Origin of the sequence: Streptomyces chlorus, assembly GCF_042655885.1 — a bacterium.
Taxonomy (GTDB): Bacteria; Actinomycetota; Actinomycetes; order Streptomycetales; family Streptomycetaceae; genus Streptomyces; species Streptomyces chlorus.
In genome coordinates this window covers 18,832-45,178 of record NZ_JBHSOA010000120.1, presented here as the reverse complement: position 1 = coordinate 45,178, position 26,347 = coordinate 18,832, and the positions used below count along the sequence as shown (strand labels likewise).

Annotated in this window: 24 protein-coding genes and 3 pseudogenes; 13 read left to right on the top strand and 14 right to left on the bottom strand. The window is 69.4% G+C overall.

Annotated elements, in window-relative coordinates; genetic code table 11:
• Nucleotides 1-60: 60 nt before the first annotated feature.
• A complete protein-coding gene (locus ACFPZI_RS33570) occupies nt 61-1,008 on the bottom strand; it encodes a transposase (RefSeq protein WP_381370953.1) in 948 nt (315 codons plus the stop codon).
• Nucleotides 1,009-1,125: 117 nt separating this feature from the next.
• Here ACFPZI_RS33570 and ACFPZI_RS33565 point away from each other — a divergent pair, with 117 nt between their 5' ends.
• The 5 genes from ACFPZI_RS33565 to ACFPZI_RS33545 all read left to right on the top strand — a co-directional run bounded on the left by ACFPZI_RS33565 (nt 1,126) and on the right by ACFPZI_RS33545 (nt 6,737).
• Nucleotides 1,126-2,223 (top strand): NDMA-dependent alcohol dehydrogenase, encoded by a 1,098-nt coding sequence (locus ACFPZI_RS33565; RefSeq protein ID WP_381370954.1) that lies wholly within the window; start codon nt 1,126-1,128, stop codon nt 2,221-2,223.
• Nucleotides 2,224-2,249: 26 nt separating this feature from the next.
• Complete coding sequence (locus tag ACFPZI_RS33560; protein ID WP_381370952.1) at nt 2,250-2,828, top strand: cytochrome P450 family protein; 579 nt, start codon at nt 2,250-2,252, stop codon at nt 2,826-2,828.
• Between the two features lie 117 nt (nt 2,829-2,945).
• Nucleotides 2,946-4,097, top strand: coding sequence for an ISAs1 family transposase (locus ACFPZI_RS33555; protein WP_381370951.1), 1,152 nt, complete (start codon nt 2,946-2,948; stop codon nt 4,095-4,097).
• Between the two features lie 69 nt (nt 4,098-4,166).
• Complete coding sequence (mftG, locus tag ACFPZI_RS33550; protein WP_381370950.1) at nt 4,167-5,813, top strand: mycofactocin dehydrogenase MftG; 1,647 nt, start codon at nt 4,167-4,169, stop codon at nt 5,811-5,813.
• A gap of 126 nt (nt 5,814-5,939) precedes the next feature.
• Nucleotides 5,940-6,737 carry a VOC family protein gene (locus ACFPZI_RS33545; RefSeq protein ID WP_381370949.1) on the top strand — a complete coding sequence of 266 codons (798 nt, stop codon included), beginning with the start codon at nt 5,940-5,942 and terminating at the stop codon, nt 6,735-6,737.
• 37 nt (nt 6,738-6,774) lie between these two features.
• Here the strand turns inward: ACFPZI_RS33545 and ACFPZI_RS33540 are convergent.
• The 6 genes and pseudogenes from ACFPZI_RS33540 to ACFPZI_RS33515 all read right to left on the bottom strand — a co-directional run.
• Nucleotides 6,775-7,125: pseudogene (locus ACFPZI_RS33540) on the bottom strand (amidohydrolase family protein); the annotation flags it as partial.
• 206 nt (nt 7,126-7,331) lie between these two features.
• Nucleotides 7,332-8,015: a Crp/Fnr family transcriptional regulator gene (locus tag ACFPZI_RS33535; RefSeq protein WP_381370948.1), complete on the bottom strand. Its 684-nt coding sequence runs from the start codon at nt 8,013-8,015 to the stop codon at nt 7,332-7,334.
• A gap of 325 nt (nt 8,016-8,340) precedes the next feature.
• Entirely contained in the window at nt 8,341-9,780 is a 1,440-nt protein-coding gene (locus ACFPZI_RS33530; protein ID WP_381370947.1) for a GH1 family beta-glucosidase, read from the bottom strand.
• A gap of 83 nt (nt 9,781-9,863) precedes the next feature.
• Nucleotides 9,864-10,793, bottom strand: a complete 930-nt coding sequence (locus tag ACFPZI_RS33525; protein WP_381370946.1) for a carbohydrate ABC transporter permease — start codon at nt 10,791-10,793, stop codon at nt 9,864-9,866.
• Between the two features lie 12 nt (nt 10,794-10,805).
• Nucleotides 10,806-11,801: a carbohydrate ABC transporter permease gene (locus ACFPZI_RS33520; protein WP_381370945.1), complete on the bottom strand. Its 996-nt coding sequence runs from the start codon at nt 11,799-11,801 to the stop codon at nt 10,806-10,808.
• 93 nt (nt 11,802-11,894) lie between these two features.
• Nucleotides 11,895-13,205, bottom strand: coding sequence for an ABC transporter substrate-binding protein (locus ACFPZI_RS33515; protein ID WP_381370944.1), 1,311 nt, complete (start codon nt 13,203-13,205; stop codon nt 11,895-11,897).
• A 300-nt stretch (nt 13,206-13,505) separates the two neighbouring features.
• On the opposite strand from ACFPZI_RS33515, the gene ACFPZI_RS33510 reads away from it, so the two are divergent.
• A complete protein-coding gene (locus tag ACFPZI_RS33510; RefSeq protein WP_381370943.1) occupies nt 13,506-14,519 on the top strand; it encodes a LacI family DNA-binding transcriptional regulator in 1,014 nt (337 codons plus the stop codon).
• Nucleotides 14,520-14,530: 11 nt separating this feature from the next.
• On the opposite strand, the gene ACFPZI_RS33505 is transcribed toward ACFPZI_RS33510, so the two are convergent.
• Both ACFPZI_RS33505 and ACFPZI_RS33500 read right to left on the bottom strand, forming a co-directional pair.
• Nucleotides 14,531-15,178: a chloramphenicol phosphotransferase CPT family protein gene (locus ACFPZI_RS33505; protein ID WP_381370942.1), complete on the bottom strand. Its 648-nt coding sequence runs from the start codon at nt 15,176-15,178 to the stop codon at nt 14,531-14,533.
• A gap of 80 nt (nt 15,179-15,258) precedes the next feature.
• A complete protein-coding gene (locus ACFPZI_RS33500) occupies nt 15,259-17,187 on the bottom strand; it encodes an RICIN domain-containing protein (RefSeq protein WP_381370941.1) in 1,929 nt (642 codons plus the stop codon).
• Between the two features lie 1,190 nt (nt 17,188-18,377).
• On the opposite strand from ACFPZI_RS33500, the gene ACFPZI_RS33495 reads away from it, so the two are divergent.
• The 3 genes from ACFPZI_RS33495 (at nt 18,378) to ACFPZI_RS33485 (ending at nt 20,858) form a co-directional block, all read left to right on the top strand.
• A complete protein-coding gene (locus tag ACFPZI_RS33495) occupies nt 18,378-19,601 on the top strand; it encodes a sensor histidine kinase (protein WP_381370940.1) in 1,224 nt (407 codons plus the stop codon).
• The gene (locus tag ACFPZI_RS33490; RefSeq protein ID WP_381370939.1) at nt 19,598-20,293 is read left to right on the top strand and encodes a response regulator transcription factor; all 696 of its coding nucleotides are present in this window, start codon (nt 19,598-19,600) and stop codon (nt 20,291-20,293) included. Before ACFPZI_RS33495 ends, ACFPZI_RS33490 begins: the two co-directional genes overlap by 4 nt.
• Nucleotides 20,294-20,510: 217 nt before the next feature.
• The gene (locus ACFPZI_RS33485) at nt 20,511-20,858 is read left to right on the top strand and encodes an anti-sigma factor family protein (protein ID WP_381370938.1); all 348 of its coding nucleotides are present in this window, start codon (nt 20,511-20,513) and stop codon (nt 20,856-20,858) included.
• A 107-nt stretch (nt 20,859-20,965) separates the two neighbouring features.
• Here ACFPZI_RS33485 and ACFPZI_RS33480 read toward each other — a convergent pair.
• The 5 genes and pseudogenes from ACFPZI_RS33480 to ACFPZI_RS33460 all read right to left on the bottom strand — a co-directional run.
• Nucleotides 20,966-21,304 (bottom strand): annotated as a pseudogene (locus tag ACFPZI_RS33480) (IS6 family transposase); the annotation flags it as partial.
• Between the two features lie 103 nt (nt 21,305-21,407).
• Nucleotides 21,408-21,461, bottom strand: a pseudogene (locus ACFPZI_RS33475) (hypothetical protein); the annotation flags it as partial.
• A 446-nt stretch (nt 21,462-21,907) separates the two neighbouring features.
• Nucleotides 21,908-22,531, bottom strand: coding sequence for a hypothetical protein (locus ACFPZI_RS33470; RefSeq protein WP_381370937.1), 624 nt, complete (start codon nt 22,529-22,531; stop codon nt 21,908-21,910).
• Nucleotides 22,532-23,220: 689 nt separating this feature from the next.
• Nucleotides 23,221-23,541 (bottom strand): hypothetical protein, encoded by a 321-nt coding sequence (locus tag ACFPZI_RS33465; RefSeq protein WP_381370936.1) that lies wholly within the window; start codon nt 23,539-23,541, stop codon nt 23,221-23,223.
• Between the two features lie 35 nt (nt 23,542-23,576).
• Complete coding sequence (locus tag ACFPZI_RS33460; protein WP_381370935.1) at nt 23,577-24,122, bottom strand: hypothetical protein; 546 nt, start codon at nt 24,120-24,122, stop codon at nt 23,577-23,579.
• A gap of 313 nt (nt 24,123-24,435) precedes the next feature.
• Between ACFPZI_RS33460 and ACFPZI_RS33455 the strand changes: the two genes are divergently transcribed.
• The 4 genes from ACFPZI_RS33455 (at nt 24,436) to ACFPZI_RS33440 (ending at nt 26,340) form a co-directional block, all read left to right on the top strand.
• Complete coding sequence (locus tag ACFPZI_RS33455; protein WP_381370934.1) at nt 24,436-24,684, top strand: hypothetical protein; 249 nt, start codon at nt 24,436-24,438, stop codon at nt 24,682-24,684.
• Between the two features lie 64 nt (nt 24,685-24,748).
• Nucleotides 24,749-25,417 (top strand): class I SAM-dependent methyltransferase, encoded by a 669-nt coding sequence (locus ACFPZI_RS33450; RefSeq protein WP_381370933.1) that lies wholly within the window; start codon nt 24,749-24,751, stop codon nt 25,415-25,417.
• A gap of 323 nt (nt 25,418-25,740) precedes the next feature.
• Entirely contained in the window at nt 25,741-25,956 is a 216-nt protein-coding gene (locus ACFPZI_RS33445; protein ID WP_381370932.1) for a hypothetical protein, read from the top strand.
• Nucleotides 25,957-25,965: 9 nt separating this feature from the next.
• The gene (locus ACFPZI_RS33440) at nt 25,966-26,340 is read left to right on the top strand and encodes a hypothetical protein (protein WP_381370931.1); all 375 of its coding nucleotides are present in this window, start codon (nt 25,966-25,968) and stop codon (nt 26,338-26,340) included.
• Nucleotides 26,341-26,347: the final 7 nt, after the last annotated feature.

The window sequence follows — 26,347 nt, the reverse complement described above, 5'->3', positions numbered from 1 at the left end:
GACTGCTTCCTCCGGGACCTTCCGTCCCAGTATCAGGCCGTCCAGGTCAAAGGGGGAGCTTCATTCGACGCGGACCTCGATGACGGTGCCCTCGAGGATCGGCAAGCGGGAGAACAGCTTCTCGCCCAGCGTCGCGAAGTAACCGGTGCGATGCACCTTCTGGTGCATGCGGTGCCAGGCCCGCACCTCGACCCGCCCGTATCGACTGGTCTCCGGGACGATCAGCAACTGGTCGGGGCGGCGCAGGTTCACCGGCGCGGCCAGTTCGAAGCGCCGACCGTGCACTCCGTTGCGGCCGGGACCGGGCTTGCGGGGGCCGAGGCGGCCGTCGTAGAAGACCCGGTCACCGGCGATGCGCACCAGCGTCTGGACCGGAACCCCGTCCAAAGCGTGGGCCAGTGCGGTTGCGGCATAGCCCTGATCCAGGATGAACAGCGGCGCCGGCCGCTCGGCCCCCTGGCCCCGGCGGCCGAGCCGGTCGACGATGTCGCGTCTCTGGGCCGCGGTCGAGGCCACCGGGCAGGAGCCTTCGGGCAGACGGCGGGCATCGACCGGGAGGGTCCAGGAGGAACTGCCCCACTCCAGGCCCGTCACCCACTGGAACTCCCAGCCCGGCACCACCTTGCGGTCGCCGTCGCAGCGGCACGGCGCATAGTGCAGCCCCCGGTCCGGGGAACACTCGGCGTTCGGGCGGGGAAAGGTGGTCGCATCGACGCCGAACATCAGTGGAGCGTCAGTGGGCAACTGGTCGACCAGGAGATCTCGCAGTCGGTCCTCATCGATACGACCGTCGGCCAGCGCGTCGTAAAGCGCGCCATGGCCACGGCGGAACACCGGCTCCAGCGATAACTCCACCAGCGAGGTGACCGGCCGGTCGGCACACATCACCGCGTCGGCCAGCTCGAACAACGCGTCCGCCCGCCTGTCCAGGCAGTCGTAGAACCGGTCACGGAAAAGGGACAACTGCGACAACGACTCGACGTCGGCGTCCTCGTGCAGCACACTCACTTCAACGGCCTTCGGGTGATCGATGTTGACTCTGGCGAGAAGACACGATCGCGCGAAGGCCGCCCTGCTGTCCGGGGAACCGGCGAACCAACCCCAAGTCGATCTTGGATTGGTTAAATCTCAAGCTGGGAGACCGGCCGGGCGTGGAGCGTCGAGGAGATCGAGCTCGACCCGCCCCAGCAGAACGAGGTCCTCGTACGGATCGAGGCCGCCGGCATGTGTCACTCCGACGATCATGTCCGGGCCGGCGACGGATACGCCGCGCTCCCCACCATCGGTGGGCACGAGGGTGCGGGCGTGATCGAGCAGGTCGGCCCCGGCATCGAGCACCTGGCCGTGGGCGACCACGTCGTCTTCTCCTTCCTGCCGGCCTGCGGAAGGTGCCGGTGGTGCGCGAGCGGACGGTCGAACCTGTGCGACTACGGGCAGTTCCTAATGGAAGGCTCGATGATCAGCGGCGGGTACCGCGCGCACGCCCGGGGCAAGGACGTCGGCACGCTCTCCCTCGTGGGCACGTTCAGCGAACGCACCGTCGTGCACGAGACGTCGATCGTGAAGATCGACCCGGACATCCCCTTCGAGGTCGCCTGTCTGCTCGGCTGCGGTGTGCCGACCGGCTGGGGGTCCGCGGTCAACATCGGCAAGGTCCGGCCCGGCGAGACCGTCGTGGTGGTGGGCATCGGCGGCATCGGCGCGAACGCGATCCAGGGCGCCCGGATGTCCGGCGCACAGAACATCGTGGCCGTCGACCCGGTGGCTTTCAAGACCGACCAGGCGAAGATTCTCGGTGCGACGCACACCGCGGCCTCCATGGAGGAGGCGATGGGCCTCGTGCAGGACGTCACCCGGGGCGTCATGGCCGATGTCGCGGTGTGCACGATCGGCGTGGTCGAGGGGCGGATGATCCAGCCGTTCCTCGACCTCGTGTCCAAGGGCGGCCGCGCGGTCCTCACCGGCATGGCCCGCAACGTCGACGACCAGGCGACCCTGGGCCTGCAGATGTTCGCGCTGTTCGAGAAGTCCCTGCTCGGCACCGTGTACGGCGGCTGCAACCCGCGCGCCGACATCCCCCGCCTCGCCGACATGTACCGGACCGGAAAGCTCCAGCTCGACGAGCTGGTCACCCGCACCTACTCCCTCGACCAGATCAACGAGGGCTACGCCGACATGCTCGCAGGCAAGAACATCCGCGGCGTGATCGTCAACCAGTTCTGACCTGATCTCGCTGCCCAGGAGGCTCCGTGACGACGACGCACCAAGGCGACAACCAGCAGGATCTCGCCGACCAGCAGCACCTCGCCGAACGACTCAGCCACTTCGACCTCTTCAGCTGGGAGGACCAGCGGGTGAAGTGGGAGCTGTTCGACTACGCCCGGGGCAAGTGCCCGGTGGCCCACACCGATGGAAACGGCGGCTTCTACATCGTCAGCCGCTATGAAGACGTCCGACGGGTCATGGAGGACTGGGAGACGTTCTCCTCGACCGAGTCACCGCTGGTACCGACCGGCGTGCCCTCGCTCTGCCCCATCGACGACGACCCGCCCATCCAGTCCGCGGCCCGGCAGTTGCTCAACCCGCTCTTCTCCCGCAAGGCGCTCGCGCCGTACGAGGAGGCGATGCATCAGACCGCGAGGGACCTGATCGACGCGTTCGTCGACCGCGGCTCCGCCGAGATCCTGAACGAGTACGCCGGCCCCTACGTCGGCCGGATGCTGACGAAGGTGATCTTCAACGACCTGACAGAAGAGGAGCTGAACGCGGCCCAGCAACTCGCGCTCGCCGTCGCCGAAGGGGCCAGGGCGATTTCAAAGTCGGGGTGATCTTGTAGGCGTGCTGGTCACGGCGGTGTGACGATGTTCGGTGGGCGCGCGACGTACGCAACGAAGCCCCGTTGTGCAGGTGACCTTCCCAAGTCGCCTTCGTCCAACGGAGCTTCGATGTGCCGCCAGTCTGCCACCGTCTGTCTGATCAAGTCGCCCACCCGTCAGCATCGTGCGATCGGCCCGTTGGCCGATCGGCTGCGGACGCTGGCCGATCCGCGGTGCCGGCGCGGGAAACGTCACCCCTTCGTGGCCGTCATGCTGGTGGCCTGCTCGGCGGTGGTCGCCGGGGCGAAGTCCTTCGCGGCCATAGGGCAGTGGGCCACGGAGGCGCCGCAGAGCACCCTTGCCCGACTCGGGGCCAGCACCGCCACGGCGTTCGCCCTGCGCGTCGCGCCCAGCAGCGCGCCGATCCGCCGGGTCGTTCAGCGCACCTGTCCAGGCGGGCTCGCCGATCTGCTGGGCTGCAATCCAGCCGGGACCGACACACTGGCCGTAGACGGCAAGAGCGCCCGCGGCTCCAGATACGGCGATACCCCGGCCGCGCACCTGCTGGCCGCCATGACCGGCAGCGGCCAGACCGTCACCCAGCTGCGGGTGCCGGACAAGACCAACGAAATCACCTGCTTCGCCGCCCTGCTGGAGCCCTACGACCTGACCGGGGTGACGGTGACCGCCGACGCTCTGCACACCCAGCGTGACCACGCCCGCTTCCTCGTGGAGACCAAGAAGGCGCACTACGCGTTCACCGTGAAGAAGAACCAGAAGGGCCTGTACGAACAGCTTCGGACCCTGCCCTGGGGTGAGGCGACAGCGAAGTTCTACGACCGGTCCACCGGACACGGACGCCTGGAGACGCGCGTGGTGCAGGCCCTGACGGTCGCCGACCTCGGCGTCGACTTCCCGCACGCCGCCCAGGTCGCGAAGATCGTGCGGCACCGCACCTCGGCCAAGACCGGCAAGCGCACCCGCGAGACCGTCTACGTCATCACCAACCTGACCAGCAGGCAGGCCTCCCCCGAGCGGATCGCGAAGATCGTGAGATCGCAGTGGGTGATTGAAAACCGGCTCCACTTCGTGCGGGACACCGCCTTCCGCGAGGACGCCTCCAAGGTCCGCACCGGACACGGACCGGAGAACATGGCGACCCTCCGCAGCTTCGCGATCAACCAGCTCCGTGCTGTCGGCCACACCAACATCGCCGCGGGACTCCGCGAGATGTCCCTCCGCCCCTTCGAGCGGCCACTGACCCTCCTCGGACTCAGCTGACCAGTACCGACCCAAGGCCATCAGACTTTGCAATCGCCCTGCAGGGAACAGGGAGGAGGGCAGAGGGACATGAGGCCCGGTGCCCATGGAGCGGTTTCGTACCCCGCCCCCGCTCGTCTCAGCACTTTCCCGGTACGGCGTCGCTACGACATCGTCGTAGTGGGCGCCGGAACGGCGGGGTCCGTTCTCGCGGCCCGGCTGTCCGAGGACCCCGGCCGTGACGTACTCGTGGTGGACGCCGGCCCCCTGCCGCGCGGTCCGGCCGGTTTCGGCCCGGCGCTGCTGGACGGGCTCCTGGTTCCGGGCGCACAGCCGAACCACCCCGCCACGAGCGCACACCCCGTGCGCCTCACGCCGACGCGGCCGTGGCTGGTGCCCCGCGGACGCGTCCTCGGCGGCTCGTCCACCGTCAACGGCGGCTACTTCGTCCGTGCCCGGCGCGAGGACTTCGACCGCTGGGCCGCCGCGGGCAATCCCGCCTGGTCCTACGAGAGAGTGCTGCCGTTCCTGCGCGCGCTGGAGAACGACCTCGACCACGGTGCCGGCCTGCTGCACGGCGACCGGGGCCCGATGCGTGTCCGGCGAAACCTCCCGGACCATCCGGCCGCGGCGGCGTTCCGCGACGCGGCCCACGCCCTCGGATTTCCGGACGACCCCGACAAGAACGGCCAGGCACCACCCGGCTTCGGGCCGGTGCCCTCCAATGTGGTCGACGGGGTCCGCCGCAACGCCGGGCTCAGCTATCTGCCGCCCGAGGTGCTCGACCGCCCCAACCTCACCGCTCTCGGCGGCCATGCGGCCCGCCGGGTCGTGATCGAGAAGGGCCGCGCCACCGGCGTCGTCGTCGAGCACGCCGGCCATCGCTTCGTCCTCGACGCCGGCACCGTGGTGCTCAGCGCCGGCGCCCTGGTCACCCCGCATCTGCTGCAGCTCTCCGGCATCGGACCGCGCGACGACCTCGAACGCGCCGGCATCCCCGTGGTCCGGGACGCCCCGGCCGTGGGTTCCGGCTTCAGCGACCACCCCCAGGTGGTCCTGGAGTGGGCCCCCCGCGACGTTTGGGACGAGCCGTCCGGTTCGTGGCTCGGTGGCTGTCTGCACCTCACCTCCACGGGCGGCACGCTCGTGGGGGCCGACAGCGAAGGCGGCCCGGGTGATCTGGAGATCCTCCAGTCCCTGGTCCCCCTGTCCCACCTGGTGACCGGTGGCGCGGACGGTGCCGGCGGCCCTCTGCCGTTCCTCGTGTCCGCCGTGGCTCCCCGCCGCACCGGCCGGCTGCGTCTTCGCTCGGCCGACCCCGCCGCCCCCTTGGCCGTCGACTACGGCTACCTCGGCAGCCGTGAGGACCGCGGTCGCCTCCGGGACGGTGTCCGCGTCGCCGCGGCGCTCCTCGAAACCCCGCCCTTCGCCCGCATCGCCCACGGCCCGCTCGGTCCGGGCCCCGGGGTCCTGGACCATGACGACACCCTGGATCAGTGGATCCGCGAGCACCTCGGCACCGCCCAGCACACCTGCGGAACGGTGCCGATGGGTCCGGCCGACGACCCCCGAAGCGCCGCCGTCGACCAGTTCGGACGCGTCCACGGCGTAAGGGGACTGCGGGTTGCCGACACCTCGATCCTTCCGGACGCGCCGCACCGGGGCCCCGCCGCCACCGCCGTCCTCATCGGTGAGGTCATCGCCCGGGCGATCCGGCACGAGCCCGGTCGGCCATGAGCCGGCCATCCGCGGTCCCGGCATCGCGGCGGCGGAGCGGCGCCGGGCGGCCGAGGGGCGATTGTCAGTGCCGGGTGTCAGGCTGAGACGACGCGGAACGACGCAGAACAGCGAAAGGGACTCGTAGTGATCACCACTGACTTCGCCCCCGGCTCCCCCTGTTGGCTCGACCTCGGCACTCCTGACGTCCGCGCTGCGGCGGCCTTCTACGGCGCGGTGCTCGGCTGGGACTTCGAGTCCATGGGAGCCGAGGGCGACGTGGAGGGCGGGATGTTCCGGAAGGACGGCAAGGTCGTCGCCGGGCTCGGCACACTCACCGAGGAGGGCGCGCGGTCCGCCTGGATGATCTACTACCGCGTCGACGACGAGGACGCCGCGACCCGGGCCGTGGAGAGCGGGGGCGGCACGGTGCGGGTGGCGCCGACGGACCTCGACGAGTGGGGCCGCATGGCGCAGTACAGCGATCCGCTGGGAGGCCAGTTCGCCGTGTGGCAGCCGGGAACCAGCAAGGGTGTCGAGCTGGTGGACCAGCCGGGCTCCCTGTGCTGGACCGAGCTGTACACAAGCGACGCGACGGCCGCGAAGGAGTTCTACGGCGGGGTCTTCGGCTGGCAGTTCGGCGACATGGAAATGCCGGGCGGCGGGGGCACGTACCACCTCATCACTCCCGCCGGCCTTCCCGAGGAGCGGATGCACGGCGGCCTCATGGAGCTCGGCAAGGAGGACCTCGCGTCGGCCGGCGGACACCCGTACTGGCACCCGGTCTTCGCCGTCGCCGACTGTGACGCCGCGGTCGCCGCGGCCACCGGCAACGGGGGCAGCGTGCAGATGGGGCCCGAGGACGCGGAAGGAGTCGGCCGGCTCGCCATCTGCCTCGACCCGTGGAACGCGGACTTCGTGGTGCTCACTCCGCCCGCGTCCTGAGACCCGGCACTCGGCGGGTTCGGCCCGGTCCCGTCGGCCGCCGCAGCTCCTCGTCGGTGACGTCGGGGCGTACGGTGGCCACACCGCGAGCGCGGCCGCCGGCGGCCGTCAGGACGTCCACCAAGGCGCTGTTGTCGGCGCCGTGTCAGGTGGCCTGCACGATGACGTTGCGGGAGATGCCGAGGTGGTCACGGAGCGCGAACAGGTCGTGCTTGGACGCGTCGACCGGCGTGTACTTGCGCTCGGGCGCGTACGGGAAGGCGTCGGCGGGTCCGAAGACGTGGCAGTGCGCGTCCACCGCTCCCTCGGGAAGGCTGAAGACGGGCTTGGCGGGATCGCGGCACCAGTCGAGCCAGCCGTGGGTGACGGCCGGGTTCTCATCGGTCATGGGGGCTGCTCCTGGGCTGGCCAGTCGACGTAGCTGAGGCCGGGCCCGGCCAGCCGCTCACGCATTCCCAGAGGCCATCAGGCATGCCCAGTTGCCCAGGGACCTCGCCCCGGGCAACTACCTGTGGAGTGCGGCCCGGTCGAGTGACAGCCGCAGCTGGCGACAGCCCTACCTGCCGATCGGCGTCCTGCGGGGCACTGTCCTCCTCAAGCCGAGGCGACCCGTCCCAACGCTTCCGGATCGAGGATCTCGACCTGCCGACGCGGCCCGAGCCGGATGACCCCGGCCTTCTGCAGCGCGCCGAGTCGGCGGCTCAGCGTCTCCGCGGTGGTGCCGAGGTAGGAGGCCAGCTCCTTCTTCGTGGTGGGCAACCAGAAGACCCCGCCACCAGCCTCGTCCGCCAGGAGCAGCAACTGCTGGGCCAGCCGCTGCCCGACCGGCTTCCCGCTGAGCGCGGACACCATCTCCTCGGCCGTTCCCAGTCGGCCCGACACGGTCTGCAGCATCTGCACCGCCACTGACGGATGCTGCCCCAGCAGCCCAGTGAACCGCGCCCGGTCAATCACGCAGAGCTCACTCGGTTGGAGCGCGACCGCGAAGTGATCGGTTGTCGTGTCCGCAAGAAGCGCGGTCTCGCCGAGGAAGTCTCCCGGTGACATCAGCCGGATCAGCTGTTCATTCCCGGACTCGGTGAGCCGGTAGACCTTCACCAGCCCGCGGTGCACGATGAACAACCCGGTGCGGTCCCCGGGGCCGTAAATGCGCTCGTCGTGCCGGTACTGACATGTCACCGCCGCGAACGCGACCCGGTGCTGTGCGGCCTCCGGCAAGCCCGCGAAAAGCCGCACCTTCTGGACAAAGTGCAACAGGTAGTCGTGCCCGTCGTTCATCGTTCCTTCCTCTCGCTCCGCCCCGGTATGGCGAGGGTGGAGGATCTCGTATGAGCGGGCAAGGCGGCGGTGGAACATCAGCCGGCCGAGGGGGCCTTCCACCGTCCACCGGCGTGGGAGCGGCGCGGAACCTCTGCTTTTGGGGGTGCGGTGGACGATCCGAAGGCTGGTGCGTCACCGGCCCGGCCAGCGGTGAAAATGACGACGAGCTTGAAGTTGAAGTCCTTGAACCGGGCCACGGAAACGACCCTATGGCACCGCGCGAACGGCCCTCCCCCGCCCCGGTGCGGCTCCCGCGAGGGTGCCGCACCGGGCCGGCTCCCGGTCAGGCTCCGGGGAGGACGCCGCTGCGGACCACCTCGGCGTACCAGCGGGCGCTGGCCTTCGGGATGCGGGTGCCGGTCGGGTAGTCCACGTAGACGGCGCCGAAGCGCTTGCTGTAGCCGTGCGCCCACTCGAAGTTGTCGAGCAGCGACCACAGGAAGTAGCCGCGCACGTCGGCGCCGTCCGCGATGGCCTGGTGGACGGCGGCCAGGTGGCCGCGCAGATACGCGATCCGGTCCGGGTCGTTGACCTGGCCGGAGGGGTCGGCGTAGTCGTCGAACGCGGCACCGTTCTCGGTGATGTACAGCGGCAGTCGCGGGAAGTCGGCGGCCAGGCGGCGCAGCAGGTCGTACAGACCGGTGGGGTCGACGGCCCAGCCCATGGCGGTGGTGTCGCCGGGCGGCTGGTGGAAGGCGACCTTGTCGGCGCCCGGCCAGGGGCTGTGGGCACTCTTTCCGTGGCCGTCGGAGGTGTGGATGCCGCTGCCGTCGGTCGCGGAGACGACGGTGGGGGTGTAGTAGTTCACGCCGAGGAAGTCCAGCGGCTGGTGGATCTGCCGCAGGTCGCCGTCGCGCACGAAGGACCAGTCGGTCAGTTCGGCGGTGTCCTTGAACAGGTCCTCCGGGTAGGCGCCCTGCAGCATCGGGCCGGTGAAGACCCGGTTGGCGAGCGCGTCGATCCGGCGGACGGCGTCGGTGCCGGCGTCGTCGGCGGTGAGGGAGCGGACCTGGTGGATGTTGAGGGTGACCGAGCATTCGGCGTCGGCCGGGATGCGGTCGCGCAGCGCCTGGACCGCCAGGCCGTGGGCCAGGTTGAGGTGGTGGGCGGCGCGCAGGGCGGCGACCGGGTCGGTCCGGCCGGGGGCGTGCACACCGGAGCCGTAGCCGAGGAAGGCGCTGCACCAGGGCTCGTTCAGGGTGGTCCAGGTCTTCACCCGGTCGCCCAGGGCGTCCGCGGCGAGGGCCGCGTATTCGGCGAACCGCTCGGCCGTGGCGCGCTCGGGCCAGCCTCCGGCGTCCTCCACTTCCTGCGGCAGGTCCCAGTGGTAGAGGGTGGCGACGGGCTGGATGCCCTTGTCCAGCAGGTCGTCGACGAGGCGGCGGTAGAAGTCCAGGCCCTTCTGGACGGCGGGGCCCCGGCCGGTGGGCTGGATGCGGGGCCAGGCGAGGGAGAAGCGGTAGGCGCCCAGGCCGAGTTCGGCCATGAGGGCGACGTCCTCGCCCCGGCGGTGGTAGTGGTCGGTGGCGGTGTCGCCGGTGTCGCCGTTGCGGACCCGGCCGGGGGTGCGGGCGTAGGTGTCCCAGATGGACGGTGTGCGGCCGTCCTCGGCTGCGGCCCCCTCGATCTGGTAGGAGGCGGTCGCGGAGCCCCAGAGGAAGCCCTTGGGGAAGGTACGGGCGGCGTCCGGGGCGGACGCGGTCTGCTGTGCTGCGGTGACCACGTAAGTCCTTTCGGGGGCGGAGGTGGTGCGCGGGCGCGCGAGGCCGGGTCGGAAGGCGTGGTGGCCCGGCCGGGCGCGGCGGGTCAGCCCTTGACGGCGCCCGCCATGATGCCGCTGACGATCTGACGGCCGAAGACGATGAACATCAACAGCAGCGGCAGGGTGCCGAGCAGCGCGCCGGCCATGATCAGCGACTGGTCGCGGACATAGCCCGCGCTGAGCTGGGTGAGGGCCACGGGGACGGTCGGGTTGGTCATGTCGAGCACCACGAACGGCCAGAAGAAGTCGTTCCACGCGTGCACGAACGTGATCATGAACAGGACCGCCATCGCGGGACGCGCGACGGGCAGCACGATGCTCCAGAAGATCCGCAGCGAGTGCGCCCCGTCCACGCGTCCGGCCTCGACGAGTTCGTCCGGCAGCGCCTCCGACAGGTACTGCCGCATGAAGAAGACACCGACCGCGCTCACCAGGGTGGGGAAGATGACCGCGGGCAGCTGCTGCGACCAGCCCAGTTCCGACATCAGCATGAACAGCGGTACGACGCCGAGCTGCGGCGGCACCAGCATGGTGCCGATCACCAGCATGAGCAGGGCGTTGCGCCCCTTGAACCGCAGCTTGGCGAAGGCGAAGCCCGCCAGGGTCGCGAACATCACCGTGGACAGGGCGATCACTCCGGCCACGATCAGGCTGTTGATCATGGCCTTGCCCATGGCCGCCTCGTCCCAGGCGCGGGCGAGGTTGCTGAACAGGTTCGGGCCGGGCAGGAACGGCGGCGGCGTCTGGCTGACCCGGGTGTTGTCGGTGGAGGCCGCCACCATCGTCCAGTACAGCGGGAAGATGGACAGCACCGCCATGACGGCGAGCAGGACGTAGGCGAGCGGGCCCGCGTGGTGCTGGCGGCCGGCGCGCGGGCGCATCAGCCGGCGTCCGCGTCCGCGGCCGCGGCCCGGCTTCTCGGCGGGGGTCCTGGCCGGGGTGTCCGTCCGGGCCGGGAGACTGTGGGTGGTCATGGCGACTCCAGGTCAGGACGTACGGGAACGCAGGCGCTTGATCAGGAGCTGTGCCACGAAGACGAGGGCGAGCAGCAGGAACATCGCCCACGCGACGGTGGCCGAGCGGCCCATCTGGTAGTTCTTCCAGCCCTCCTCGTACAGCAGCAGGCCCAGCGTCTGGTACTGGTTGTCCGCGCCGCCGGTGACGCCGTTGGGCCCCTGGCCGAAGATCAGCGGTTCGCCGAACAACTGGGTGGCGCCGATCGTGGAGAGCACGATGGTGAAGACGATGGTGGAGCGGATGCCGGGGACGGTGACGTGGGTGAACTGCTTCCACCGGGAGGCGCCGTCGATGGCGGCGGCCTCGTACCGTTCGGCGGGGATCGCCTGCATGGCGGCCAGGTAGAGCAGCGCGTTGTAGCCGGTCCAGCGCCAGATGACGATGCTGGAGATCGCCGCCTGGGCCGGCCACTTGTCGGCCTCCCAGTTCACCGGGTCGATGCCGACCGTGCCGAGCGCCCAGTTGATCATGCCGAAGTCGCGCTCGAAGATCATGGTGAACACGAGGGCGGCGGCGGCGACCGAGGTGGCGTAGGGGACCAGCGAGGCGACGCGGAAGAACAGCGAGGCGCGCATCCGGTAGTTGAGCAGGTGCGCCAGCCCGAGCGCCATCAGCAGCTGCGGCACCGTGGAGATGACGCCGATGGTGAGGGTGTTCGCCAGCGCGTTCCAGAACCGTGAGTCGTTCCAGAGCGCGACGTAGTTGTCGAACGCCACCCACTCCATGACGTCGAGGGTGGCCAGTTCCACCCGGTGCAGCGAGATCCACGACGTGTAGACGAGGGGGTAGAAACTGAAGGCGGCGAAGACGACGAAGAACGGTGCGACGAACGCGTACGGGGCGCCTCTGACGTCGAGCCGGTGCAGCAGCGCGCCGCGCCGCCGGGCGGTGCCCTCGCCGTCCTTCTTCGGCGGCGGGCCCGAGGGCTCCCCGCCGGCCAGGGCCTTGGTGGTGGAGGTGGCCACCCGACTTCTCCTTCCTGGGAGCGGATGTGTGAGCCGGCCCCGGGCCCGCCGGCAGGATGCGGGCGGGCCCGGACGGCCGCAGGGGGCGACGGGTCAGCCGACGGCCTTCTCGATGCGCTCCGCGGTGGTCTTCCACGCCTCGTCACGCGAGGTGCCCTGCTGCTCGATCAGGGTCAGGCCCTGGGAGAAGGTGTCCTTGATCGTGCCGTCCTTGCGGCCCAGGACCTGCTTGTCGGGGATCTCCTGGGCGGCGGCACCGAAGATCTCGCCGATCGGCGCGTCGCTGAAGTACTCCGACTTGGCGTTCTTCACCTCGTCGTTCTCCAGCGCCTCTCCCGAGGACGGAATGTTGCCGATCTCGCTGAAGATGTGGGCCTGCTGCTCCGGCGCGGTCAGCCAGGCGACGAGCTTCTTGGCCTCCTCCTTCACCGGGCTCTGCTCGACCACGCCGAGGAAGGACCCACCCCAGTTGGCACCCTTGGGGGCCTTGGCGACGTCCCACTTGCCCTTGTTCGCCTCACCGGCCTTCTCGCTGATGTGGCTGAGCATCCACGCGGGGCACACGGCGGTGGCGAACGTGCCGTTGGCCAGGCCCGGGTCCCAACCCGGCTGGAACTGGCGGAGTTTGGCGCTCAGATCGTCCTCGGCGGCGTCGGCGGCGAGGCTCCAGGCTTCCTTGACGGCCGGGTTCTTGTCGTAGATCAGCTCGCCCTGCTCGTTGTAGTACTGCTCGGGGTAGCCGTAGACCATGGCGTTGAACAGGCCGCTGGCCGTGTCCATGTAGGCCACGTCGTCACCCTTGAAGCCCTTCTTGAAGGTGCGGCCGACCTCGACGTACTTCCGCCAGTCGCCCTCCCACAACTTGGCGACCTCCTCGCGGTCGGTGGGCAGACCGGCCTGCTCGAAGTAGTCCTTGCGGTAACAGACGGCCATCGGGCCGATGTCGGTGCCCAGGCCCAGCACCTTGCCGTCCTCGGTGCTGATCTGGGATTCCTTCCACGGCAGGAAGTGGTCGGTGCCGGGCACATCGGAGAAGTCCGCGAACTTGTCCGACTGGGTCTCGGTGATCTCCTTGGCCCGCCCGATCTCGATGCCCTGGATGTCCTTCAGGCCCTTGCCGGCCGCGAGCCTGGTCTGCAGCGCGGTGTAGTACGTCTGCTCGTCGCCGGCGATCTCGGCCTTGATGTCGACGTTCGGGTTCTCCTTCTCGTACTGCTCGAGAAGCCCTGTCTCCTTGATGCCCATCACCCCGTACAAGCCCATGGTGATGACGACCTTGCCGTCCTTCTTGCCGCCGCCAGTGACCGAATCATCACTGCTGCTGCAGCCGACGACGAGCGTCAGCGCGCCGACGACCGCGGCCGCCGCCACCGTCCTCGCACGCATCGAACCGGGACTGCCCATGGATCTCCTCCTAGCGACGGCGCTGACGCACCGGAGTGACGCGTTCTGCGATGACCACAGCGGCTCTGGCAATGGAGTGGGAACGTGCCCAATTCGGGGTGGGCACGTTCCCATCAACGAATCGAAGACTCCTGGGGGTACAACCGGTCTGTCAATGACTTGAACACAACTCGTGCTCCGGGGCGGGGGTTCGGCGCCGGGATGCCGGGCCCTGGCACGCCCCCTTCGAGCCGCCGTCTGCAAGAATTGCCGCTGGTCACCTCCGCGGCCGGTGTGGCCGCGGCCGCCGAGGGGGAGCACATGGCCGGGAATCGCCGTCCCACGATCAAAACCGTCGCAGCCCGTGCCGGCGTGGGCCGGACCACGGTGTCCCGCGTCGTCAACGGCTCGGATCTGGTCAGTGCCGATGCGCGTTCCAGGGTCCTGGCGGCGATCAAGGAACTGAACTACGTGCCCAACTCGGTCGCTCGCGGCCTGGTCACCAACCGGACCAATGCCGTGGCGCTGGTGATCCCGGAATCGGAGAGCCGGCTCGGTTCGGAACCGTTCTTCGCCGCGCTGATCCGGGGCGTCAGCGGCGCCCTCGCCGAGAGCCGGACCCAGCTGCAGCTCATGCTGGTGCGCGACCAGGCCGAGCGGGACCAGCTGACCGAATCGGTGGCGACGCGCCGCGTGGACGGCGTCCTTCTGGTCTCGGTCCACGCCGACGACCGGCTGCCGGGCATCCTGGAGGAGATGGGGCTGCCCACCGTGCTGGCCGGCCGCCGCGACGCGGGCGAGCGGCTGAGCTACGTCACCTCCGACAACGCCGGTGGCGCCGCCGAGGCGATCCGGCACCTGTTGCGCGGGGGCAGGACCAGGATCGCCACGATCACCGGACCGCTGGACATGGACGTCGGTCGCAGCCGGCTCGCCGGCTGGCGTGACGCCCACCGGGAGGCAGGAGTGCCCGCGAGTGAACTCCTGGCCGAGACGGGCGACTTCACCGAGGAGGGCGGCGCCCGCGCGATGCGTTCGCTTCTTGAACGTGCCCCGGACCTGGACGCCGTGTTCGCCGCCTCCGACCTGATGGCGGTCGGCGCACTGGCCGAACTGCGCCGCCAGAAGCGGCAGGTGCCGGGTGATGTCGCCGTCGTGGGGTTCGAGGACTCCGTCCTCGCCCGCCACACGAACCCGCCCCTGACGACGGTGCGTCAGCCGGTGGAGGAACTGGGCCGCACGATGGCCCGGATCCTCACCGACATCACCCGGCACGGCGCGCCCCGCCAGCAGTTGACGCTGCCGACGGAGCTGGTGGTGCGCGAGTCGTCCTGAGCCCGCATCTTTCAGATCATCGGATCGCCGCCCTGGTGCGCCGTTGCCTCACAGGTGTTCCGACCTGCGCGTGACAGGTGCTCCGGCGTCGGTGGTTCGTGGACGTCCGCCAGATACCGGGCGCGAAGGCGGGTGAAGGCGGTGGTCGTCGGCCAGCGCGGGAGGAATTCCTTGATCAGTTCGGCGCACTCGCGCGGGCTCGCCGTGCCGGTGTCGCATTCCAGGTCGTAGTCGCCGTGCTGGTGGACCAGGTCGTACTGGAGCGCCGCGAGGCCCGGCGGACGGTCGCCACGGGCCTTCTCGCGGCGGGTCAGTTCGTCGGGTGAGCAGTGGACGCCGACGAACAGCACGTCCTTGGGGCGCAGCACGGCCAGGCAGTCGACCAGCCGCCAGGGCTCGCTGAGAACATGGTCGACGACGACATCGTTGCCCACGTCGGCCATGGCTGCGATCGAGCGGTGAAAGCCCATCCTCGTCCGGCGCAGAGCGGTGTCGAGGTCCTCCTGTGCGAGGGGCCGTTTCGTGCGCATCGCGTTGAAGCTGTCCACCGCCAGGTGGAAGAAGACACCGTCGTCCAGGACGCCGAGCAGTTCGCGGGCGATGCTCGACTTTCCCGAACTGGACGTGCCGTTGAGGAAGATGACCCGACCTGCTGCCATGCGGACATGATCACATGCCTGTGCCCGGTAAACCGGCCGTCCACTGGGGTGCCGGGCCCGGGTGGGCCCGGCCGGGTGGGTCAGACGGTGTTCAGGGTCCATTTCTGGTTGGCGGCGCCTGTGCAGGTCCAGCTCTGGGCGGGGGTGCCGTCCGCGGAGTTGTTGCCGGTGATGTCGAGGCACTTGTCCGCGCCGGTGTTGACCACGTCGTGGGTCGTGGCGTTGTACGACCATTGCTGCGCCGTGCTGCCGTTGCAGCCGTAGAGCTGCACCCGGGCGCCGTCGGCCGTCGAGGCGCCGGTCACGTCCAGACACTTGCCGAGCGCCCGCACGCTGCCGTCGGCGCTCACGGTCCAGCGCTGGGCCGCCGTGCCGTTGCAAGTGTGGAGCTGCACCGCGGTGCCGTCGGCCGTGGCTCCGCCGGCGACGTCCAGGCACTTGCCCGCGAGCCCGGTGAGGGTGCCAGTGCTGCCGCCCGGGTTGCCCGACGGGGTGCCGGACCAGGTGAAGGTGGCGGTGGTGCGGGCGGGGAGGCTGTAGGTGAAGGACTGACCGCCCCAGTCGACGCGGACCGAACGGGCGGAGGTGCCTCCGTTGTGGGCGATCAGGGCCTTGGAGCCGTCGGGGTTGCGCCAGGCCACGTTGGACACCGTGGTGCCGGCGGTGGAGGCGATCCGGTGGGCGCCGGGCCTGACGAACTTGGTCAGGTGACCGGTGGTGTAGTACTCGACCGTGTAGTCGACCTGCCCTGCCCGGGGGCCGCCCTCCTGCACGGTGATCAGTCCGGTGCAGGTACCGCAGCCGCCGTTGTGCGGCCCCATGTCCTGGTTGAGCGCGAGGCTCCATTTGACCAGGCTGCTGCTCCAGTTGCGGGCGTAGCCCACGATGTCGGCCAGGTCCTCGTTGTGCTGGTTGCCGATCCAGGTGCCGCCGGAGTGCTCGGTGCTGAACTGACGGACGTTCGGGTACTGGCCGTGCACCTGGCTGCCCACCGCGGGATCACCGGCGTAGCCGTGCCAGGCGATGCCGCCGAAGAGCGGGTCGTTGCGCACCCCGGCGTCCGCCAGGATGGGAGCGCCGAAGCCCGCGTAGTCGCCGTAGTTCCAGTCGTGGACGAGGACCTTGGTGTCGATCCCGGCGGCGCGGAAGGCCGGGTAGAGGTGGTTCTTGGTGAACTCGACCAGCCCGGAGGGGTTCCAGCTCATGCCGGGGTAGTTCATGGCCGTGGGGTTGCCGGCCTGGCAGCAGTTCGGTTCGTTCTGGACGGACAGGTAGTCGATGTCCACGCCGGCGGCCCGGTAGCTCTGGACGTACTTGACCAGGTACTGGGCGTACAGGGGGTAGTACTCCCACTTGAGCCAGCCCATCTGGTCCATGCGGCCGTTGTCCTTCATCCAGCCGGGCGCGCTCCAGGGCACGCCCTTGACCCGCAGTGCCGGGTTGAGCTGCCGGGCCTGTGCGGTGAGGAGCCGGACGTTCGTGTCGTAGCCGTTGGTGCCGAAGTCGGACAGGTCGCAGCAGGTGTCGTCGAGCGAGACATGGCCCGGCCGGGACAGGTCGGAGGCGCCGATCGGGTTGCGGACGAAGGACAGCCCGATGCCGTCCGTCGGTGAGAACAGTTTGCGCATCACGGCGTCGCGGGTCGCGGCGCTGACGGCACCGCCGCGCAGCAGGTGGGCGGTGGTGTCGGTGAGGGAGGCGCCGCCACCCTCGAACCGCTGGTACGTCGTCGTCTCGTCGACGGTGATCGTCTGGTCGGCGCCGCCTCCTGCGGGGCCGAAGTTCGCCGGTGTCTGTGGGGCCAGTCCGCGGGTGACGTTGCGGCCGCCCGCGTCGGACGTCGTGGTGAGCCATACGTCGACGCGCTCACCCGCGGCCACTGCCTGCTGCGTCGCGCCGGGAGCGAGTGTCAGGCCGAGGGCGAGGGTGAGGACGGCGGCCAGCATCGCGGGGAGCCGGCGGGAGGGGGGTGTGCCGCGGAGCGGGACGCGTCTGCGCAGGGGAGTCATGGGCGTGACCTCTCGGTGGGGGTGTCCTCACCTTCAGGACCTCCAGAACCTCAGGGCGTTCCGGACCTTCAGGGGTTGAACGCGGGGCGGGACAGGACTGTCAGGGGCGACAGCGTCGGGGGCCGCCCCGCGAGGACATGGTGAGGTACGGGGTGAGAACTGCGGGTTGTGCCATGCCAACCAACCGACCGGCTTATCTCAAGGCATGATTGAACCCTTGAGGCATGTCCCCGTCAATACAAAGGTCTACGGAATCCAGTGGGGGATGGATTACCCAGCACTGGAGCAGCGTCCCCGACCACGAGCGCTCACTGGCCCTGGCCGCAGCGCGTCATCCGGACCTGGCTCAGAGCAACGGGCTGCCCGACCTGCTCGTCCAGCACCTCCTGGACACAGGCGAAACCAGGCCGTGGCAGCGCGCCGCGGACCTCTGGTCCGCGATCGGCCCGAACGGCCAGGCAATTCTGCTCGTGGCTGAGGACGGCCGCTGCCCCGCCCTCGCCAGCCGAACAGCCCAAGCGTCAACAGACGTCCTCGTCACCGCGCTGGGTACAGCAGGAACCACCGCACTGCCGCCACTCCTCACACTCATCTCCTCGAGCCCGCAGGCCGCCCAGGCCATCTCCGACTACCTCGACGACGCCATCGCGGGACGTGAACGGACCGAAGAACACGCCGTCCTCATCGCTGCCGCCTGCCCCGACCCCGCGCGCCTGTGGAAAGTCCTCCTGGCAGCCCTCTCGAAAGGCCAGAGCACCGTCGAACGCGTCAGCCCGCTCATCGCAGCCCTCCTCACGCACGCCCCCGCAGCCGCTCCCCGCAGCCTCGTCGACGAGATTTCGACCTCGTCCACAGCCTCCACAAGAAGCCACCGACAGAAGGCGCGGTGTTCCTGCGGGCCCGGCGGCAGGCGGACGGGCCCGCACCTTCCGACTGGAGGTGGGCGAGCCGCTGTCCACCAGCTTCGGCCTGGATCTGTATCGCGGCGTCTTCGGAGAGCCCGCTCAGGCTCCGGGGCTTCGGGATTGAGCCTCGGCCCCGGACATCGGCACTCGACCATCCTCCGCCGCGCAGCGGCCTGCCTCAGACCTGCACGGGCTGTCGTCGTCTGGGGCCGATCGGACGCCTCCGCAGTGGTGACCGGCGATGGCAAGCCAGCGGCACTCGGGTGCCGGCCCTACGGTGGTGGCATGGCAGTGATCAACGGTTGGCGGCGGGGAGTGGGCGCCCCGGTCGGCACGCTGGACGTGCTGGGGCCGGTTGTGCTGTTCGTGCTGTCGGTCGTGGCCGCCTCCATCATCCCGCACGAGCACCGGATTTCGGTCCGCCCGCCTGCCGTGGTGCTGGCGGCGGTCTGCTGTTTCGCGTTGCTGTGGCGTCATCGCCACCCGTTCGGCGTCCTGGTCACCGCCCTCGCCTGCGGGGTGCTCTTCCAGGTGCTCGGGGTTCGGGAGAGTCCGCTGGTGACAAGTCCGGTCATCGTGTCCGTCTATACCGTGGCCGTCCGGACCGACCGGCGGACCACCTGGATGGCGGCGTCGGCCTCGGCCGCCCTGCTGGTCGGGGCGGCCGTGGTGTTCGGCTCCGGCTCATGGCTCGGGGACAACGTGGCGACGCTGGCCTGGACGGCCCTGCCCGCCGCGGTGGGGGACGGGGTGCGCTCGCGCCGCGCGTATGTGGCGGCGGTGGAGGAACGGGCGGAGTACGCGGAGCGGACCCGTGAGCAGGAGGCGCGGCAGCGGGTGGCGGCCGAGCGGATCCGGATCGCGCGCGAGTTGCACGATGTGGTCGCGCACCACATCGCCTTGATCAACGCGCAGGCCGGTGTTGCCGTTCACCTGGTGGAGCGGCGGCCGGAGCAGTTGGTCACCGCTCTGGAGGGCATCCGGGACACCAGCCGGTCCGCGCTGGAGGAACTCCGGGTGACCGTGGGCCTCCTGCGGCAGTCCGATGATCCGGAAGCGCCGCGGGATCCGATGCCGGGCCTGGCACAGGTACCGGAGCTTCTGGCGTCCTTCGAGCGTGTCGGCCTGTCCGTCAGGCACATGCGGAACGGCATGGCCGAGCCGCTGGCGCCGGCGGTGGACCTGGCCGCGTACCGCATCGTGCAGGAGGCCCTGACGAATGTGCGCAAGCACGCCGGGGCCGATCACGCCCGCCTCTACCTGCACTACCGGCCCCAATGGCTGACGATCACGGTCGAGGACGACGGGCGCGCCCGACCGCACAAGCCCCACCCCGGGACCGGCCACGGGCTGATCGGGATGCGCGAGCGTGCGGCCAGCGTCGGGGGAAAGCTGGAGGCCGCGGCGCGCCCCGACGGGGGCTTCACCGTGACCGCCGAACTGCCGCTGCGGCCGGGCGCGGCAATCGTGGCACCGATCGGGCGGGACACCGAGGAGAGATGGGCATGACGATCCGCGTACTGCTCGCCGATGACCAGGCCCTGCTGCGGGGCACCTTCAGGATGCTGTTCGATTCCGCCGACGACATGGAGACCGTGGGCGAGGCGTCCAACGGCCGCGAGGCGGTGGAGCTGGCGAGGACGCGGCAACCGGATGTGATCCTGATGGACATCCGCATGCCGGAGATGGACGGCCTCGTCGCCACGCGGCTGATCGGCGAGGCCGAGGACCTCTCGGCGGTGAAGGTCCTGATCCTGACCACCTTCGAGGACGACGAGTACGTCGCGGAGGCCCTGCGGGCAGGTGCGAGCGGCTTTCTCGGCAAGGGCGCCCGGCCCGAGGAGCTGCTCGACGCCGTCCGCACGGTCGCCGCGGGGGACGCGCTGCTGTCCCCCTCGGCGACCCGAGGGCTGATCAGGCGGTTCTTGGCGCAGCCGGAACCGTGCACGGCAGCCGTGCACGAGCGGCTGGAATGCCTGACGCGACGGGAACGCGATGTCCTGGGGCTTGTCGCGCTGGGACTGTCGAACGACGAGATCGCCGAGCGTCTGTTCGTCAGCCCACTGACGGCCAAGACCCACGTCAACCGGGCCATGACCAAGCTGGCCGCCCGCGACCGGGCCCAGCTGGTGGTCATCGCCTACCAGTGCGGTGTGGTCAGCCCGACGACGACGGCGACTCGTCCCTCGGTGACCGGGTGAATGCCGGCGTGGCCGCGGAGCGCGTTTGGGCCCTGTCGTAGGCCGGCCCGCCGGATACCGCGGCCGTGGTAGCCGGGAATTGCTGCACGGGGACGACGCGCAAGGGGCCGTCCCCGGGCGATGGTGGGGTCATGAAACGAAGCCGTGTACCGGTGCACCAGCCGTACACCGGCCCCGTTGACGGCGCGATTCTCACCCCTGCACGAAGGGACCCGCCATGTTCACTCCCTCCCAGGATTGCCGCACCATCGGCGACCTGCTCGAAGGACACGCACTCAACGTCCTGGACCCCGGCGAGGCGAGCGCGGTCCGCGCCCACCTGGTGACCTGCCCCGACTGCCGGGACGAGCATCACTGCCTCACGGCCGTGGCCGCACACCTGTCCTCTCTTCGCAAGGCCCTGGCCTACGACCCCGGCCGGCAGCAGCCGTCGTACCTGCCCGGGGCGGCCGGGTGCCGCCATGACTCGCGGCACCGACGCCGCCGGCACAGTGCGGCCCGAGGGACCCTGGCCACCTCGCTCACGCTGTCCCAATGGGTGAGTCGGCTTGCCTACGTCAGGTGAGCGACCGGGCAGCGTACTGATCCGCCCGGGCGGCGTACTGATCCGCCCGGGCGGCACACTGGAAGTGCGCGCCGAGCACGCCGGTGAGGGGACTCACCGCGGGCCTTGTCACGGCGGTTCTGCGCGAGTATGTCCAGCACGTTGCCATCGGCGTCCACCGCCCGCCACAGGTACGTCCGCTCACCGTTGATCTTCACGAAGACCTCGTCCAGGTGCCATGTGTCCCCCGGGCGGGGGCGTCGGCGGCGCAGCGCGTTGGTGTAAGCCTGCCCGAACTTCGGGCACCACCACCGGATGGTCTCGTGGGAGACGAGCACGCCGCGCTCCAGCATCGGCTCCTCGATCTCGCGGAAGCTGAGCGGGAACCGGAAGCACAGCCACACACAGGGCGAGATGATCTCCACCGGGTACCGGTGACCCTTGTACGACGGCTGCACACTCTCCACGGACGATCTCCTCGCCTGCCCGATCAACTCCAAGATCATCCCACGTCGTCAGCCAACGTGACAGTGCCCTCGGGGCCTCCGTCGCCCACCCACCGATCGCCGTGAACGTCTTCGCTCCGGTGGCGACAGCGGAGCACGCGATCAGCAGTACTGCCACGAACGGGTGACGCTTCCCGCGTCGGCGCCGCGGATCGGCCGGCGTCAGCGGCCGCTCGGCCAGCGGACCGGTCGCGTGGTGCTGAGGAGTAGGCGACTTGGCCAGGCAGATGGTGGAAGACTGACGGCACGTCGAAGCTCCGTGGCGCGAAGGGGACTTGGGAAGGTCACCTCCACAACGGAGCTTCGTTGCGTACGGTCGCGTATCCACCCGACATCGTCACACCGCCGTGACCTGCAAACCTACATGATCGCTCCGACTTTTAAATCGCCCTGAGTGCGCCGGCGCGGCTGGGCTGGGCTGGCAGGGATTCGTTGTCCGGATTTATGATGGGGTGCCCGGGTGGGTATGGGAAAGTGTGGCGTTCGGGGTGGGATGCTGCAAGGGGACCCCGGCCCGATTCCAGCGGGCCGGGGTCTTTATGTTGTGCTGGGGTGGCGGTTCGTTCAGCGTCCGCCGAATCCGTCGTTCCCGCCGTGTTTGCCGAAGTGGTGGATGACCCGGAAGCTGCCTACCACTCCGTTCTTGACGAAGACGCCGCCCTCGACGGGGCAGGGGACCACGCCGTCGCTGGAGCTGTGCGGTCCGACGGTGGCGATGGGGGCGCCATTGTCGCAGGTGGCTCCGCGGAAGACCTCGACGGTCCGCCAGCTGTCGTTGCGGATGTTGAGGCTTCGGGAGCCCAGGCCGCTCACGACGGTGACGCAGCCGCCCGGGTCGTCCGAGTAGGAACGCTCGTTGATGTGGATCCGGCCTTCGAAGTCTCGGTCTTCGAAGCCTCGGCCTTCATTGCCTCGGCCTTCGTTGCCTCGGCCTTCGTTGCCTCGCTCTTCGAAGCCTCGGCCTTCGTTGCCCCTTCCTTCGTTGCCCCTTCCTTCGTTCTCCTTGCCTTCGTTCTCCTTGCCGGACTCGCCGCCCATGGGGGCCGAGGCGGGGGCGGCTGCCTGCTGGACTACGGGGGCGGCCTGGGCCGGCTCGTAGGCGGACGCCGAGGCGTAGGTGATACCGGTGGCGGCCAGGGCCGCGGCAGCCGCGATGGCCGCGGTAACGACGTTGGGACGTGTGATCATCACGCGTTTCTCCTGTCTCGGGATATCGGCTGGCCTGCCGACTCGTGATGAACGTACTGACCGATTCCCATACCTGTCATATCGAGACATAAGAGGAAGTCCGTAGATTGACTCCAATCGGGTCACACGGGGTGCCCGTGTGCCGTGTCGTGGCGTGCTGACGGATAATCAGGTGACTTTTCCTGTAGTGGACTTGACGCCCCGATACGCTGTCCGGGGGACTTTTCCGACACCCGCTCACCCGCAGCCGCGGCGTGTCGCTCGTTGACATATCAGGCGAAACCGGCATTCCCGTTGTGCTACCGGGTGGCGAGCGGGGCCTTCGAGCACGCGGGCGGGCCGGTGACGTGACGCGTTGCCGTCAGCCGCTTGAACCGCGGATACGCGGTCCGCTCGATCGAGGTCACAATCCCGCCCCGACCCCAGACGACAGCCTGACATCACACTAACGAAGCTGAGCCGAATGGGTGACGGGCTGTGTCCTCAGGTCCTCAAGATCATCCCATGGCCCTTTTGGGCTTACCTCGCCGATCCCTCAGGAGTCCCGTGAGTTCAAGGAACTGAAGGTTTCTCGGCGGGGACCCGAGGGGTGGGTGTCCTGGTTCCCGGTTGCGGCCTCTTGGGTTCGTTGTGAACCCGCGCGTGTGGCCTCGCTGATGTAGGGGTGTGCGTTGTTGTCCGGGCTCGGTTCACGCTTCGTCGCGGTGCGTGAGGTGGCCGTCGGTGAGCCGCCAGTAGTGCTGGTGAGGAGTCAATTGCCAGGTCTCGTCGGCAGCGATCGCCTGCGTGATCCATTCGTGGAGTTGCGGGAGGGCATGCGCCCGTAGAACAGCGCGGGTGGCAGCACGTTCGGTGGCATCGACCGGGTGGACGTCTATGCGGAAGCCGACCATGTCCGGGTGCATGCTGCGGCCGTAGTTGCGGGTGATCGGAGCGATCCATTCTGCTCCCAGGACGATGGTCCCGCTGTCATGTCCCGTGAGGAACTGCAGGTCCGTGACGCGGCTCATGTAAGGGCCGAGACACTCGTTGATGTCGGTGGTGGTCAGTGGCCACGCGCGGTGCCGGGGCAGTCTTCGATTTCGTGCGGACATGACAGGCAGAATGGCAGAAGGCCACGGTCAGTTCTCACAGGTTTGTTCGACGGACTGCTCCAGCAGCGCCCGTGCGGAGTTCGCGTAGCGGATCGCGGTCTTCTCGTCCAGGCCGAAGACCTCGGCGAGGTGGAGCGGATCGGAGCCATGGACGAGGCTTCTTCGAGCTGCCGGTCGACGTGGAGCTGTTCCAGGGTGGCGGCCTGGCCCCGAAGCGGTGCAGTGAGGGAGGCCTGGCTGATGGAGCCGGTTCCCAGGGCGGTGATCTTGTTGATCAGCAGGTGCGGGTTGGCGGTGTCGGGCCAGCGGCGGCGCCGGAAGTCCAGCCACTCGCGGTCGACTTGCAGCGTCGGCTCGTCCAGAGGACGGACTCGGCCGTCGACCGTCAGTTTCCGGTTGCCGATGTCGAGGTCGTCGAGTTGAAGGCGGCGGATCGCGCCGGACCGGGCCGCGTGGACCGCGGCGAGGGCAAGGCCCACCTTCGCGAACCCAGACACGGGCCGCAGTGTCCCACCACCGGCCCGGCCGGGACAGCGCTCCGTCAACCCGAGTGGACTGCGGTGGCCGGATCGAGCCGCAGGCTTCCTGTCGTCAAACGAACGTTTGCCGACAGGCGGCGTATCCATCCAATGAACCCGGACATTCCGGGCCTCCGAGGCCAAGGGCAGCAAGGGCGGCCACCGCCCGGCCATCGCGGCCGGGAAGACTGACGCCGTCCGCACGGCGTACCTGGACGGCCGGTCCATCGCCACCCTGGCCCGCGAACACGGCGTCAGCCGCGGCGCCATCCGCACGGCCGTCGCCGACCTCATGCCCGAGCACACCACCGCCGGCCGCGAAGACGCCCCGGCCCCGGAGCTGCACGTCACCCTCGACATGCCGGGCAAGGTCGCCGACTTCCTCCGCACGGCCGAGCTGGAGCCCGCCGAGCGGGCCGGCCTCGACCACGGCGTGACCGTACGGCGCGGCCAGGGCGTCCCGGTGGTCCCGGCACAGCGCAAGGCCCGCCGCGAGTACGAGAACCGCGTCAACGCCCTCACGAGTACAGCCGGGCCGTGATCAACGGCTTGGCGTTAACCGCTTTACCAGTCCCAAGTCCGCTACACCGTCCTATCGTTGGCTGATGCGCGCACACCGTGTTGACCGCCCGGCCGATCTCGACGTGGTTCGTGATTCCTATGACTGCGTGGCCGACAACTACGCCCACATGGTGGTGACGACGGGGGTCGGCGACATCCGTCGCCATCCATGGCACAAAGCGTCGATCGACGCCTTCGCCGACACCGTGGGCGAGCTGGGGCCTGTCCTCGACGTCGGCTGCGGGCCCGGAACGGTGACCGCCTACCTTGCTGAACGCGGACTCGACGTGTCCGGGGTGGATCTCTCTCCTCGCATGATCGAGAACGCGCGCCGTCTTCATCCGCAATGCCGCTTCAGTGTCGCCTCTGCCACTGACCTCGACCTTGGTGAAGCGTCCCTTGGCGGCGTGCTCGGGTGGTGGTCACTGTTCAACCTCCCCCGTGACGTCCTTCCCCAGGTTCTCGCCCTGTTCGCGCGCGCGTTGAAGCCGGGTGGGCACTTCATCACCGCGACACACGTAGGCGACGAGGACGTGGTGCGCACCGAGGCATACGGGGGCGTACCCGTTCGTTGGACGACACACAAATGGCGGCCAGAACAACTCGTGGACCTGATCGAGCAGGCCGGCCTGCACCCGGTCGCCGAACTCCGGCTCCCCCCAGAGGAGTACAGCGGGCCGGGTCTCGTCGTCATGGCCAGGCGCCCCAGCTGACGATCAGGCGTCGGAAGCGGCACAGGGTCTCTGCCGGGACCCATCACCTGACGCCTACCGCTAATCTCCGTTCCGATACTCCAACCACCGCCAATTGCATCGGATGCGAACTCGCGACGGTCTGCGATTCAACATCGCAGGATGCCGGATTTCCCCGCGTGACCAGGGGGTTTGAGGCCCTGAAGCGGCATGCGACGGTAGCGGATCGCGGCACGTGATGGCCAGCCGTGTCACTCGTATGGCTGGCTGGTCTGCGGATCGTCAGCCGACTCGCATCGGATGCGGTTTCCTCGCACCGAATGCGAGTAACGGAGGGTGGCGAAATGGGCGGGTTCAGCGGGTCGGTGCCGGGAACGGCGAGACTGCATCTGGTTGACGGGGTCGCGCTGCTGCGGCCGGAGGAACAGGTCTTCACGGCGATGCTGACCGGCTTCGCCAACCAGCAGCTGGCCCGGAATCTTGCCCGCACGACCGTGGAGGGCCGGGAGAACACGGTGAAGGCGTTCGCCACCTACGTGAACACCTATCCCTGGCACTGACCGCCGGCGATGGTCGACGAGTGGCTCGGTAACCTGCGCTCACTGCGGGACCTGAAGCACTTGACCACCCGCTCGTACTCCGAGGCCGTCCGCGCGTTCTGCCACTTCGTCACCGACCCGCTCTACGAGTGGACGGCGACCTGCGAAGAGCGGTTCGGCACTCACCCGGTGCAGGTGGTGCACGAGTGGAACACCGCGGTGCACGTCCAGGACAACGAGGCGGACGCGAAGAAGCGCGCGTTCACCAAGGCCGAGCTGCACGCCTTCTTCGCGCACTGTGACGACGAGGTCACCCGCATCCGGGCCTTCGGCCGCAAGGGCTGGCTGCCCGCGTTCCGCGACGCTGTTCAAGACCGCGTACGCCTACGGGCTGCGGCGCAATGAGACGCGG

What these genes read in the sequence shown, in the direction of transcription:
- ACFPZI_RS33465 (WP_381370936.1), bottom strand. Translation starts at nt 23,541, where the DNA reads ATGAGCCGCGTCACGGACCTGCAGTTCCTCACGGGACATGACAGCGGG.
- ACFPZI_RS33495 (WP_381370940.1), top strand. Translation starts at nt 18,378, where the DNA reads ATGGCAGTGATCAACGGTTGGCGGCGGGGAGTGGGCGCCCCGGTCGGC.
- ACFPZI_RS33490 (WP_381370939.1), top strand. Translation starts at nt 19,598, where the DNA reads ATGACGATCCGCGTACTGCTCGCCGATGACCAGGCCCTGCTGCGGGGC.
- ACFPZI_RS33445 (WP_381370932.1), top strand. Translation starts at nt 25,741, where the DNA reads ATGGGCGGGTTCAGCGGGTCGGTGCCGGGAACGGCGAGACTGCATCTG.
- ACFPZI_RS33515 (WP_381370944.1), bottom strand. Translation starts at nt 13,205, where the DNA reads ATGGGCAGTCCCGGTTCGATGCGTGCGAGGACGGTGGCGGCGGCCGCG.
- ACFPZI_RS33510 (WP_381370943.1), top strand. Translation starts at nt 13,506, where the DNA reads ATGGCCGGGAATCGCCGTCCCACGATCAAAACCGTCGCAGCCCGTGCC.
- ACFPZI_RS33535 (WP_381370948.1), bottom strand. Translation starts at nt 8,015, where the DNA reads ATGAACGACGGGCACGACTACCTGTTGCACTTTGTCCAGAAGGTGCGG.
- ACFPZI_RS33470 (WP_381370937.1), bottom strand. Translation starts at nt 22,531, where the DNA reads ATGATCACACGTCCCAACGTCGTTACCGCGGCCATCGCGGCTGCCGCG.
- mftG (WP_381370950.1), top strand. Translation starts at nt 4,167, where the DNA reads ATGAGGCCCGGTGCCCATGGAGCGGTTTCGTACCCCGCCCCCGCTCGT.
- ACFPZI_RS33450 (WP_381370933.1), top strand. Translation starts at nt 24,749, where the DNA reads ATGCGCGCACACCGTGTTGACCGCCCGGCCGATCTCGACGTGGTTCGT.
- ACFPZI_RS33555 (WP_381370951.1), top strand. Translation starts at nt 2,946, where the DNA reads ATGTGCCGCCAGTCTGCCACCGTCTGTCTGATCAAGTCGCCCACCCGT.
- ACFPZI_RS33440 (WP_381370931.1), top strand. Translation starts at nt 25,966, where the DNA reads ATGGTCGACGAGTGGCTCGGTAACCTGCGCTCACTGCGGGACCTGAAG.
- ACFPZI_RS33505 (WP_381370942.1), bottom strand. Translation starts at nt 15,178, where the DNA reads ATGGCAGCAGGTCGGGTCATCTTCCTCAACGGCACGTCCAGTTCGGGA.
- ACFPZI_RS33525 (WP_381370946.1), bottom strand. Translation starts at nt 10,793, where the DNA reads ATGACCACCCACAGTCTCCCGGCCCGGACGGACACCCCGGCCAGGACC.
- ACFPZI_RS33500 (WP_381370941.1), bottom strand. Translation starts at nt 17,187, where the DNA reads ATGACTCCCCTGCGCAGACGCGTCCCGCTCCGCGGCACACCCCCCTCC.
- ACFPZI_RS33455 (WP_381370934.1), top strand. Translation starts at nt 24,436, where the DNA reads ATGCCCGAGCACACCACCGCCGGCCGCGAAGACGCCCCGGCCCCGGAG.
- ACFPZI_RS33485 (WP_381370938.1), top strand. Translation starts at nt 20,511, where the DNA reads ATGTTCACTCCCTCCCAGGATTGCCGCACCATCGGCGACCTGCTCGAA.